Source organism: Parabacteroides sp. AF17-28, assembly GCF_003479205.1.
GTDB classification, from domain to species: Bacteria; Bacteroidota; Bacteroidia; order Bacteroidales; family Tannerellaceae; genus Parabacteroides; species Parabacteroides acidifaciens.
In genome coordinates this window covers 49,021-62,275 of record NZ_QUGV01000015.1, presented here as the reverse complement: position 1 = coordinate 62,275, position 13,255 = coordinate 49,021, and the positions used below count along the sequence as shown (strand labels likewise).

Here is a 13,255-nt window from a genome sequence, read left to right as displayed (position 1 = left end):
CACATATTCCATGAAAAGAAATATTCTTATCCTATCTGCACTTTGCGCCTGTTGCAGTCTGTTTGCTGAGGAGGTGACGGTGAAACAATTCAGGTATGCAGGGCCATACGAAATAAAGAAACCCTTCCTTGCCGACAGCCTCGACGTGAACAGTAAGAAATTCACAGAGAAAGAGCTGCTAAAAACTGCTGTCCCGTTCGACAACGTGCGGGAAAGCGCACAAACGTTGGATGCCGGAACAGCGGCAGGACAAGCTGATGCCTACTCCGTCAGCCTTGTTTCGTTCTATTTGAACAGTGACCGCTATACCGACGGAACTTTGCTGATCAGCGGACCGGAGACATACGAAGTCTATCTCGACAATGCGAAACAGACACCCGCCAACGGCGAAATCAAACTGACACTCGAACCCCGCCGCTACGAAGTCGTTATCAAATATCTCGCGATTCCGGGCAAAACGAACGACGCACCGAAAGCTACCTTTAAAACAGATAGCAAAGCAGTCGTCACGGCTACAACCAGTCCCGAAAAGCGATATACCCTGAACGACGTTTTCGACGGGACACGTCTTCGCTCCGTCAGCCTCTCACCTAACGGGAAATACCTGTTGACGGCCTACCAGACGACCTTCACCGGTGGCGAAACCGAATCGTTCCAGCAAGTGACCGACCGCGCCACCGGACAAGTTCTGATGGAAAGCGGCAGCAACCATTATAGCTGGATGCCCCGCAGCAACCGCCTCTACTACACCCGTAAAGGGATGCAGGGAAAAGAGCTGGTCACCGTCGACCCGGCAACAAAGGCGGAAACCGTCCTTGCCTCTAACCTTCCCGACGGTTGGTTCAGCTTTGCCCCGACAGAAGACTTCCTGCTCTTCAACGTGTCCGAAGAAGGGCCGAAAAAAGGAGAAGACCTGCAGGAGATCCTTGTACCCGACGACCGTCAGCCGGGCTGGCGCACCCGCTCGTTTATCCATAAATACGACCTGGCTACCGGCCTGTTCCAGCGCCTTACCTACGGACACACATCCACTTCGATCAACGACATTTCGGAGGACGGGCGCTACATGCTCTTTACGTGTAGCGAACGGGATTTGACAAAACGTCCCTTCGCCACCACCCTGCTCTACCGGATGGATCTGCAGACGCTCGAGACGGAATTGCTGCTGAAAGATCCGTTCATCAACTATGCCCAGTTCTCACCCGACGGCAAGCAGCTCGCAATAGCGGCTTCCGGCGAAGCGTTCAACCAGATCGGTTTGAATATCGCTCCGGGACAGACCTCCAATATGGGCGACGGGCAGCTTTTCCTCTACGATCCCGCAAGCAAACAGGCGACAGCTGTCACCAAAGACTTCGACCCGGCTGTCCAGAGTTTCGTCTGGAGCAGGGCTGACAAACAGATCTACCTGCAGGGAGAAGATAAGGATTGCGTGCGCCTTTATGTCCTGAATCCGGCAAACGGGTCGATCAGCCCTATACCGTTGAAAGAGGATATCCTCTCGGATTTCACACTGGCCAATACGGTGCCCGAACTGGTCTACTTCGGTGAAAGCGCTTCTAACTCGCAACGTCTCTACTCCGTCAACCTGAAGAAGAACACTTCCGTTTGCCTGAAAGACCTCTCTGCCGGCATCCTGAAAGATGTGACACTGGGAGAAGTGCACGACTGGAATTTCCAGGCGGCTGCGGGCGACACGATCTACGGGCGTTATTACCTGCCTCCTCATTTCGATGCAAACAAGAAGTATCCGATGATCGTCAACTACTACGGCGGCACCAGCCCGACGGAGCGTTCACTCGAAAACCGTTACCCGTCGCACGTATATGCCGCATTGGGATATATCGTTTACATCATCCAGCCCAGCGGGGCAACCGGTTTCGGACAGGAATTCGCCGCCCGCCACGTGAATGCGTGGGGTAAACGTACGGGAGATGAAATCATTGAAGGGACAAAGAAATTCTGTGCGGAACATCCGTTTGTCGATGCCGGAAAGATCGGCTGTATCGGCGCTTCCTACGGTGGTTTCATGACGCAGTACCTGCAAACGAAGACGGATATCTTCGCCGCCGCTATCTCGCACGCCGGGATCAGCGACATCACCAGCTATTGGGGCGAAGGCTACTGGGGATATTCCTACAGCGCCTTGGCAAGTGCCAACAGCTATCCCTGGAATGCACGGGATATGTACACACAGCAAAGTCCCTTGTTCAATGCAGACAAAATCAACACGCCGATTCTGTTCCTGCACGGTTCAGTCGACACCAACGTGCCTATCGGCGAAAGTATTCAGATGTTTACAGCGCTTAAACTGTTGGGCAAACCGACTGCTTTCGTCCAGGTCATGGGACAGAACCACCAGATATTCGACTATAAGAAACGGGCCGAATGGAATAAAACAATCTACGCCTGGTTCGCCAAATGGTTGAAAGACCAGCCGGAATGGTGGGAGGCAATGTATTCGGAGAAGGCGCTTTGAGAATTAAGAATTAAAAATTATAAAAGAGGGTATGGCAGAAGTCCTGTAAGGACAACGGTCACACCCTCTTAATCATAGCAAGTACTAATACTAACTTAACAAACCTCTCATTCTATCTTCAAAAGCAGACAAAGCCGCTTTTGCCCCTTCGCCCATTGCTATGATAATTTGTTTATAAGGAACGGTCGAGACATCGCCGGCGGCATAGATGCCGGGAACGTTTGTCCGGCAATGCGCGTCGATCACAATCTCTCCCGGTTTATTCGTTTCGACAACATCACGGAAAGCGCCGCTATTGGCTGCCAAACCGATCTGCACGAAGATTCCGTCCAGGTCGATCACCCGTTCCGCTTCCGTTTTACGGTCTTTTACACGAAGGCCGGTCACTTTATCACCGTTACCGATCACTTCTAAAGACTGGGAGTGCAGGAATACTTCCACATTCGGCAGACTTTTCAGTTTTTCCTGTAATACTTGATCCGCTTTCAGTTCGTCCATAAATTCCAGCACCGTCACTTTGGAACAGATACCGGCCAGGTCGATCGCAGCTTCGATACCGGAGTTGCCTCCACCGACTACCGCGACATGCTTGTCTTTATAGAACGGGCCGTCGCAATGCGGACAGAAAGCGACACCCCGCCCGATATATTCCGCCTCACCGGGAACATTCAGTTTGCGCCAGCTTGCCCCCGTAGCAACAATAACGGCAGGAGCCGAAAAGCGTTCACCGGTAGAAGTTGTCAATATCGTTGATCGCGGTGAATACAGACGGCCGTCTGTCTCCGTGGACACAGAAACAACGCGACGGTGTTCCAGTATGTCGATCGGGTAATCGTTGATATGCGTGCGAAGGTCACTCGCCAACTGTTCGCCCGTCGTATGGGGAACAGAGACCAGATTCTCGATGCCGACCGTCTCCTTGACCTGTCCGCCGACACGTTCGGCTACGACAGCGACACTCAGGCCCTTACGCGCCGAATAGATAGCAGACGCCGCACCGGCAGGACCGCCTCCCACGACTATCACATCATAGTTCTTAACAGGTTTTTCAACAGAGTTATCAACAGTCTCTTCATTAATCCCATACTGGGCTTCGAGTTTGGCAAGCAGTTCGCCGAAATCGCTACGGCCTACGTGAATCAGTTTTCCGTCGGCAAAGACAGAAGGGACGCCTTGCACTTTCATGGCCTCAACTTCCTTCTGGTTGATAGCGCCATCTACCGTTTCATGTGTAATCTGGCTGTTGAGCGTCGTCATGATGTTCAATGCCTGCACTACATCCGGGCAGTTGGTACAAGTCAGCGATACATAAGTGGTCAGCTTGATCGGGCCGTTCAAGGCGCTGACACGGGCACGGATGCTTTCATCCGGTATATTTTTACCCTTTCCGTCACTATTCAGGATAGCTAATAGCAGGGATGTAAATTCATGTCCATTGGGCACTGCACGAAACCGGATACCGGTGGGCGTACCATCTTTTACAATTGTAAACTGAAGCCCCTCACCATCTGAGATATGGCATGACAGATGATCCGAACAAGACGCCACATCTCCTAACAGTTCGATTAGCTCCTGGCGGCTTTCGTGATTGGGAGATACTTCTATCTCAAATACATATTGGGAAACCAGCCCGGAAAATATTCCGGAAAGCTGGCTTTTCATTGCAGAATCTAACATAGCTTTTAGATCTTACCAACCAAGTCGATGCTCGGTTTCAGCGTTGCTTCACCTTTCTTCCATTTTGCAGGACAAACTTCATTCGGGTGGGACGCTACAAACTGGGCAGCTTCAACCTTACGAAGCAGTTCGTCTGCGTTACGGCCGATACCGTTATCGTGTATTTCGGCAATCTTGATCTTGCCTTCCGGATTCACCAGGAATGTACCGCGGTATGCCATACCTTCCTCTTCGATCATCACGCCGAATGCGCGGCTCAAAGCGCCTGTCGGGTCTGCCAACATCGGATATTTGATCTTACGGATTGTTTCGGAAGCATCATGCCATGCTTTGTGTACGAAGTGGGAGTCTGTGCTTACGGAATATACTTCAACACCCATTGCCTGGAATTTATCGTACTTGTCGGCCATGTCTACCAGTTCGGTCGGACAAACAAAGGTAAAGTCGGCAGGATAGAAGAAGAATATGGCCCATTTGCCTTTGATATCTTCGCTGCTTACAGTCTTGAAATTACCATTCTGAAATGCCTGTACTTTAAACTCGGGTGCTTGTGAATTAATAATCGGTTCCATGATTTTTACTATTTAAATTTGTTACTACTATTTTTTGATTACAGCACAAAGGTAAATCGTAAGCCCCTGATTGAAAGAATTTTTCAAATTGATAATTTTTATCCATTGATAGATGAACAAACCGGACACAGACAGCGCAAAACACGCAGAAGGACGCAGACTTATTATTTTTCATATCGTCTGTGTCCCTCTGCGCTATCTGCGTAATCTGCGTCCGGTTCCTATTCGCAACAAGGCTCTGTGCAGCAGGCGCCTGTTGTTTCAAACTCTAACGTAGCATGTTGCACCCCGACGTGTTCGAGTTCGTGTTTGATTTCATGTTTGACCGTCTCCATTTGGTTTGTGTCCTTGATGACGATATGAGCCGTAAGGGCTGTCTCGGTCGTACTGATCGCCCAAATGTGCAGGTGGTGGACATCCTGTACACCGGGAACTTCCCGAATCGCATTTTCCACCTTCCCGATATCCGTCCCCATCGGGACGCCATCTAAGGAAAGACGCAGACTGTCCCGCAACAGTCCCCAAGTCGAATAGATGATAATCAGAGCGATCAACAGCCCGATAATCGGGTCGATCACATACCAACCCGTTCGGGCAATCACCAATCCCGACACAACAACGCCCACCGACACCAGCGCATCGGCAGCCATGTGCAGGTAAGCTCCTTTCACATTCAGGTCTTTGTCTTTATCCTTCATAAACAGCCAGGCGGTTACGGCATTGATCACCACCCCGATTCCGGCAACCCACGCGATCGCATCGCCTTCCACCGGCTGCGGATGAAACAACTTGCCGACACTCTCGCCGATAATAATCCCGACAGCGACCAACAGGATCACCGCATTGAGCAAAGAGACCAACACCGTGCTCTTCTTATATCCGTATGTATAGCGGGAAGTGGGTTGTACCTTCGCCAGCCGGAAAGCCAGCATCGCAAGCACCAGGCTCGCCACATCGCCCAAATTATGTCCGGCATCAGACAGCAAACCAAGCGAATTATACCAGAACCCGGCCAGAAACTCGGCTACGACAAATACTAAATTCAAAGAAATACCAATGATAAAGGCTTTATTCAAAGAAGTTATTTCGTGATGATGATCATGATGATGTTCGTGTTGATGTCCCATATTCGTATGCTTTTTAATTGATAACAATACGGTACAAAGCTATGTTTTTTCAAGTCACGTTGTTATACCCATTTATAGGTATTTCGCAATCTAAAGGCCATATTTCTTGAAGATCGCCTTGGCATTAGCCAAACGTTCGGCAGAAAGAGGCTCGACGCCTTTTAAGGGATAATCCATACCCTGCGCCTCATATTTATAAACGCCCATCGTATGGTAAGGAAGGAGTTCCGCTTTCTGTACCATCTTATAACGGCTGATATAGTGGGCAAGCGCCTCGAGCGAAGCGTCATCGTCAGTCAGGCCGGGAACAACGACATGGCGAATCCAGACCGGAATCTGCCGGCGTTCAAGTTCATCCAGGAAATGCAGGGTGTTCTCCCCTCCGACTCCAGTCAGGCGGGGATGCAATTCGGCATCTATCGTTTTGATATCCAGTAAAACCAGGTCCACAGATTCGAGTACCTCCAACGCTTTCGCTGAACAGATATAGCCGGACGTGTCCAACGCCGTATGAATGCTGTTCTCACGGCAAAGACGGAAAAACTCTTTCAGGAAAGCCGGCTGCAACAGAGGTTCGCCACCGGTTACGGTCACACCGCCTTTGGCTATGAAATTCTTATAACGCAACACCTCAGCAAACAGGTCACCAGGTTCACGAAAATGGGACGTGTCCCGATTTTTTTCGCTCCCGTCCCGTTTTATTTCCCACGTGTCCGGATTATGGCAATACAAGCAGCGAAGCGGACAGCCCTGCATAAAGACGACAAAGCGAATTCCGGGACCGTCGACGGTCCCGAAACTCTCTATTGAATGTATTCTTCCTAACACTATAAGGCGCTGTTGATTGTTCGTGAGATGACATCGAGCTGCTGTTCGCGGGTCAGTTTCACGAAGTTTACGGCATAACCGGAGACGCGGATCGTGAGTTGCGGATATTTCTCCGGGTGTTCCATGGCATCCAGCAGCAGGTCTTTGTCGAAGACGTTCACGTTCAGATGTTGTCCGCCGTCGGGTGTGAAATAACCGTCCAGCAGACTCACCAGATTGTTCACCTGTACGGCACGTTCCTTCCCTAAGGTTGCAGGGGAAACGGCGAACGTATAGGAGATACCGTCGTGCGCATGTTGGAAAGGCAGTTTGGCTACGGAGGCCAAAGCAGCAATCGCCCCTTTCCTGTCGCGTCCGTTCATCGGGTTTGCACCCGGAGCGAACGGCGTACCACCCGGACGGCCGTCGGGAGTCGCACCGGTTTTCTTTCCGTAAACCACGTTCGAGGTAATTGTCAGGATAGACTGTGTCGGCGTAGCCTTACGGTAGGTCTGATGTTGGCGCAGGTATTCCATGAACTTCTCGGTGATCTCGACAGCGATACTGTCGGTACGATCGTCATTGTTTCCGAAAGGCACATATTCGCCTTCACGTTCAAAATCGACAGCCAGACCGCGTTCATCACGGATCACTTTCACTTTCGTGTCGCGGATAGCGGCCAGCGAGTCGGCAACAATGGAAAGGCCGGCGATACCGGTTGCACGGATACGCTGCACATCCCCGTCATGGAGGCCCATCTCGAACGCTTCATACGCATATTTGTCGTGCATATAGTGGATTATCTTCAACGCATTGACATACACTTTGGCAAGCCAGCGCATCATCTGCTCATATTTCTCCATCACTTCGTCATAGTCCAGGTATTCACCGGTAATCGGCTCGAAGCGGGGAGCCACCTGCACGCCCGATTTCTCGTCACGCCCGCCATTGATGGCATACAGCAGGCACTTGGCCAGATTCGCACGTGCGCCGAAATACTGCATCTGCTTGCCGATCTTCATCGGAGAGACACAACAGGCAATGCCGTAGTCGTCACCGTAATCCGGACGCATCAGGTCGTCGTTCTCATACTGGATAGCCGAGGTGTCGATCGACACTTTCGCACAGAACTGTTTCCAGTTCTCCGGCGCATTATTGAACCAAAGCACTGTCAGATTAGGTTCGGGTGCCGGACCTAAGTTGTATAAGGTATGCAGGTAGCGGTAAGAGGTCTTTGTCACTAACGAACGGCCGTCGACGCCCTGTCCGCCCAGCGATTCAGTCACCCAGACAGGGTCGCCCGAGAACAGGTCGTTGTATTCCGGTGTACGCAGGAAACGGACAATACGCAGTTTGATAATAAACTGGTCGATCAGTTCCTGTGCTTCTTCTTCCGTCAGCTTGCCTTCACGTATATCTTTTTCGATATAGATATCGAGGAAAGTCGATGTACGTCCTAAAGACATGGCAGCCCCGTCCTGATCTTTCACCGCAGCCAGGTAAGCTAAATACAGGAACTGCACGGCTTCGCGGGCATCCTGTGCCGGACGTGTCACATCGAAACCATAGGCGGCACACATCCGTTCGAACGCTTTCAGCGCATTGATCTGTTCGGTTATCTCCTCACGGCTCTGTATGATTTCTTCAGTCAGTTCCTGAATGTCGAGACGTTTCTGGAAACGTTTCTTTTCTTCGATCAGGATTCGGGTTCCGTAGAGAGGCACACGGCGGTAGTCGCCGATAATACGTCCGCGTCCGTAGGCATCAGGCAAACCTGTGATGATAGCCGAGCGGCGTGCAGCAACCATTTCGTCCGTATAAGCGGAGAAAACACCTTCGTTGTGCGTCTTTCTATATTTGGTGAAGATTTCTTTTGTCATCGGGTCCAGATGATACCCATAGGCTTCCAAGCTGTTTTCAACCATGCGGATACCGCCTTTCGGAAAGATTCCGCGTTTCAGCGGAGCATCCGTCTGTAGGCCTACAATCACCTCGTTTTCCTTATCGATATAACCGGGGCCATAGGTATCGATCCCCTGAGGAAGTTTCGTTTCGGCGTCATATACTCCTTTTTCCCTCTCAACCTTAAACATTTCGGTCAGTTTGTTCCACACTTTCTTCGTCTTCTCCGAAGAGGGTACAAGGAAACTGTCATCTCCGTCGTAAGGCTTGTAATTGTTCTGGATAAAGTCTCTTACATTGATCTCCTTTTTCCAGGTTTCTCCTTTGAACTGCGCCCAGTTCTCGTTTTCAAACTTCATAAGCTTATCTTGTCTAATTCGGTTTAGGCGTGCAAAGATACGCTTTTTCCTGCTATCAGGGAAACACTCTCCAAGCGGATCAGTGTTAAAAGGGGGAAAATACCTATAAATGGGGATAAGAGGGAATAAAAGAATAACTATCTTTGTCGCATTGACTTTCAAAGAAGTAAAACGAGAAAGTCTTTTGTTAGTGACAAGGACTAATATATAAAACAAAAACCCTGAAGTTTGTCTTGCGACAGGGACGACAGGGTATTACATTGCAAATGTAGATATAAGTTAGCATATTTGCAAGTATTTAGATGCAATTTTATTAAACAAATGAAATACAACGAAAGTGTCCGGTTATTATCCGCGTCACGAATAAACAAATATAAAAGCGCTTGTGGTGGAGATAAAGCCAAAACCATACAACTCTATCAGTATAATATAAAATTATGCCAACGATTTTATGGAATCATGAGTATGTTTGAGATTATGCTACGCAATCTAATCAATGAGCATTATCTGACACAATTCCAAGATGCAAACTGGATTATCAATCAAGCCACAGTTGGTAAGTTATAATAAAAAATCAACGAAGCCCCGGCAGCATCTAACTGTCGGGGCTTGTTTTTTGTCTGCATTCGGTCTTCACAGAGGGCAAAGCAGATGAACTTTTAATTTCATTAATTTAGTATTATTAATATTAAATCTGACCGCTTGGTCACCTGTCGCAGGGTAATTGGTGTTGATTGGGATAAACGGATATTCATCCGTAATGTAGAGACGGACGGCCGTCCGTCTCTACGCGCATCCGCACAACCCCGCGCGGTCGAATTATTTGATTATAAATTCATTCTTATTTTACGATTGCTTTTACAGCTTCTTCGCCTTCGATAGCAACTACGACTACACCGGCAGGAGCAGCGATTGTTGCGTTGTCTGAAGAAAGAACTGTGTTAGCAACTGTCTGGCCTAAGATGTTAGTGATAACAACTTTCTTGCCGGCAGCTCCGATGATCTGAACACCACCGTTAGTAGCGATAACTTTCACTTCTGATACAGAAGGAGCAGATTCGTTGGCAGTAGGAGCTTCAGCATCCTTAACATCAACAACAAGAGCATTAGCCTTTGCACCCATAGCCAAAACACCATTGATGTTATGAACATAGTTCTTACCATCTTTATTCTGGCATACGATGTTGTATTCACCTTCAGCGTCCTTGCTTGCAAACTCGAAGCTGAACTGGAAGTTCTTAACACCTGCCTTAACAGCATGTTTCAAACCATCTTTAGAAGTACCCTTAGCTATAGAAACTGTATCTGTAGCATTCACTATCAATGTATCCTGACCCAAAACAGCAGCCGGCAGGAAAATTACGCAGCTTGCGTCTGCACCATAGATGTACGGGAATTTCTTGTCTGCATCCTGTACCTCAGAAGAGTCAACAGAATTATACATAAACAAACGGCTGTCTTCAGTACCCTTAGTCACATAATATGTAAATGTTTCTGCATTTTCATAATGTGCTGTATCCAACCAGAAAGTAAAGTCTTCAGCAGTGTAAGAAGCTTTCAGGTCACCTTCACGGGCTACGACACCTTGATTAGCAGCGTTAACAGCTACATTATCACCATTCAGAGCCTTGATGCTTACATGCTTCGGCAAAGATTTGTAAGATGCAGGAGCGGGAACAGCTGCTACGAAGAACGTATTGTTCTTAGCACCGTCCAAAGCTTCAGACATAATCTGTTTTGTTCTGGATTCAACGATCAACTTTTCATAACCGCTATTGTTTGTATCAAACAATACATAAGTAGATTCAGAACCTACAGCCATCAGATAGAAAGCAGCTTTCTTAGAAGCGATATCACCGGTTTCGTTAGCGAAACGATATGCGTTGTTTTCGAAGATTACGAAGTTACCGTCAGCATCCTTGATATTATAAGCCTGTTTTTCCAAAGCATCGTCCATACCATATTTAGTGGCAGCACCAGCTGCAACCAATGTATAAGCAGTTTCATCACCATCGATAGCATAGATAGCGGAGTCAGCAGCAGCCTTCATAGCGAAACCATAACCTTCCAATACATCGATAGCAGAAGTGATCGTGTATGTGTTGTTAACCAATTCAGGAGCTGTCATAAACTTATAGCCCATGTGTTTGTCAACCGTTACGTCAGCTTTTACCAACTGGATTGTATCTGCACCGATAGCATAAACAGCGTTTTCTGCATCGACAACATTCGTGATACCTGAATATTTGGAAGTTGTGTTTGTCAGGGCTGTGATATAGAAGTTGCCCTTAGTAGTCCCGGCAGCATTTTCTACGTTATAGATTGCATACGGATTAAACGGTTGTGCGTTCGCTACATATTCAATGCCCATATCAGCATTGTCTACGATATACAAACCATAAGTCTTACTATCGTTAGAAGCACCCTTCATCATATCAACAACATAATATAAACCAGCTTCGATCTCAGCGTCACCACCCAGAGAAGAAGATTTAGCAAAACGGATAGCAGGAACGATTTCCGTTGCAGCAGCACCAATTGTCAAAGTCTTAGTACCTGCATTGTCACGGATAATAACCTGACCGTTAGCTGGAGCTACAACTTCCAGACCAGCGTAAGCACCATCGGAATAAGCAGTGGTAAGGTTCTTTGTTGTTACAACGGCAGGTTTAGAATTATCTGCATCTGTAACAATCTTCAATTCTTTAATTGCAGATACAAATGCATCAACAGCGGCAACATAAGCTTTCTCCGCGGCGATCTTTTCCTTATCTGCATCAGTAGTTCCTGTGGTATAAGTAACATCAATAATTTCTATGGCATCAATAAAATCTTGTCCGATAAGCTCATCTCCTCCGGTTAATCCATTATCTTTACTACCATCTGATTCAAACATTGCAGCTGCAAAAGCTGTTGCATTCGTATATTTATCCTGATTATTTGCCGCATAATAAGCACCAACAGCCTTTTTCAGTTTATCTACTTCAGCTTTCAAAGTAGCACATTGAGTTGTAGAAGCTGTACTTAATGCACTTTCCAAAGCAGTGAAAGCCTTAATTCTACCATCCAACATAGAAGTCACCGCAATCTTATCTTCTACATAAGCAGCAACCAAAGAGATAGAGTCTTTCTGGATATCATACTTAGCAGTGAATGCAGCTGTAAACGGATGGCGAGGAGTACCTTTACCGGTAGCTGCACTGAATGCTGTACGAGCAGCGATCTGGTCTGCTGTTGCAGCAGCAGTCGGTTCTACAGGAATAGAATCTACCAACAGATAAGGATAAACTTTACTGTTTGCATCGTAGTAGTTCTTATAATCTACAACCAGATAAGTAGCTTTATCAGCATCTACATCTGTCATATCCAAGTTTGAACCCTTATGAGTTTCACCTTTTACAGTCAGGAAGATGTGAGTAGGAGAAGAAGAAGGATCAGCAAACGCACCAGTAGAAATCTTACCATCTACAGCTTCCCATTCCTTATCTGTCAGAATATTCTTCTGTCCTGTAGAAACGTTTGCACCAGGGAAATAAACTTTACTATCTTTTGCGAAAGCATTGAAAGCGGCAGCGTTCAAGACAACGTCAGCACCGTCAACATCAACCTTTACTAAAGCCTGAGTTGTAGGAGTTGTAGGTAGTACACCTTGTATAGCTTCCTCTGCATGCAAAACAATACCACGATTGTAATCTAATGTAAAGACAGAGTCACCCTTTGTATTGTAAGCATACAAACCTAATGTATCATCCCACAGCCATTCAGTGTTACCACCTTTCTCATTAGCGGTTATAGCAGCTTTTCTTCCACCATCTTTCTGATCAGAAACCAACTTGATAGACAACAACTGTCCAGTCTTGCTTGTAAAGGTATAAGTGAAATATGCACCAGTAGTGCCTTGCTTAGCTGTCTTGTTCACACGCCACAAAGAGGCAAGCTTATTCTGTGTGTCAGTGTTCCAGTTTGAAGCTGTCGGAACAGCTAAGCTGCCCAATGTGCCATCTGCATCAATTGTCAAGACTTCTGTAGAGCCATTTACTGTCTTCAGATGTACCCAAGAACCGTTTGTCACCGCATCATCAGCATATGCAGAAGCTGATGCTGTCGAAGACAATCCACCTGCCACCATTACAGCAGCCAAAAGAGTAGAAAATCTTTTGTTCATAATTCTAAAATGTTTAATTAATAATAATGTATAGTATATTGAATTTCTATATCGTCCTTACACTTCGTGTTCAAACATTGAATTTCTTAATCGTTGTAAAATGACGAGAGAAAACGTACGTATTCACATACAAAATACAAAAGTTAACAAACGTACGGTATGAACTG

8 protein-coding genes are annotated in these 13,255 nt (G+C 47.3%); 2 read left to right on the top strand and 6 right to left on the bottom strand.

The features are described from left to right. Positions 1-10: 10 nt before the first annotated feature. Entirely contained in the window at positions 11-2,479 is a 2,469-nt protein-coding gene (locus DWW90_RS12175; RefSeq protein ID WP_122345159.1) for a prolyl oligopeptidase family serine peptidase, read from the top strand. 90 nt (positions 2,480-2,569) lie between these two features. Here the strand turns inward: DWW90_RS12175 and ahpF are convergent, their stop codons facing one another. From ahpF to pflB, 5 genes are all read right to left on the bottom strand, one after another. Continuing rightward, positions 2,570-4,156 (bottom strand): alkyl hydroperoxide reductase subunit F, encoded by a 1,587-nt coding sequence (gene ahpF, locus DWW90_RS12170; RefSeq protein ID WP_122345158.1) that lies wholly within the window; start codon positions 4,154-4,156, stop codon positions 2,570-2,572. A 5-nt stretch (positions 4,157-4,161) separates the two neighbouring features. Then, positions 4,162-4,728, bottom strand: a complete 567-nt coding sequence (gene ahpC / locus DWW90_RS12165) for an alkyl hydroperoxide reductase subunit C (protein WP_115499644.1) — start codon at positions 4,726-4,728, stop codon at positions 4,162-4,164. 221 nt (positions 4,729-4,949) lie between these two features. Continuing rightward, positions 4,950-5,855, bottom strand: a complete 906-nt coding sequence (locus tag DWW90_RS12160; protein ID WP_122345157.1) for a cation diffusion facilitator family transporter — start codon at positions 5,853-5,855, stop codon at positions 4,950-4,952. A gap of 90 nt (positions 5,856-5,945) precedes the next feature. Next, the gene (gene pflA, locus DWW90_RS12155) at positions 5,946-6,686 is read right to left on the bottom strand and encodes a pyruvate formate-lyase-activating protein (RefSeq protein ID WP_233547738.1); all 741 of its coding nucleotides are present in this window, start codon (positions 6,684-6,686) and stop codon (positions 5,946-5,948) included. Further along, positions 6,683-8,923: a formate C-acetyltransferase gene (gene pflB, locus DWW90_RS12150; RefSeq protein WP_122345155.1), complete on the bottom strand. Its 2,241-nt coding sequence runs from the start codon at positions 8,921-8,923 to the stop codon at positions 6,683-6,685. Before pflB ends, pflA begins: the two co-directional genes overlap by 4 nt. A gap of 321 nt (positions 8,924-9,244) precedes the next feature. On the opposite strand from pflB, the gene DWW90_RS20810 reads away from it, so the two are divergent. After that, positions 9,245-9,490: a hypothetical protein gene (locus DWW90_RS20810; RefSeq protein WP_122333208.1), complete on the top strand. Its 246-nt coding sequence runs from the start codon at positions 9,245-9,247 to the stop codon at positions 9,488-9,490. A 274-nt stretch (positions 9,491-9,764) separates the two neighbouring features. Here the strand turns inward: DWW90_RS20810 and DWW90_RS20990 are convergent, their stop codons facing one another. Beyond that, a complete protein-coding gene (locus DWW90_RS20990; RefSeq protein ID WP_147382428.1) occupies positions 9,765-13,088 on the bottom strand; it encodes a DUF6383 domain-containing protein in 3,324 nt (1,107 codons plus the stop codon). Positions 13,089-13,255 lie beyond the last annotated feature (167 nt).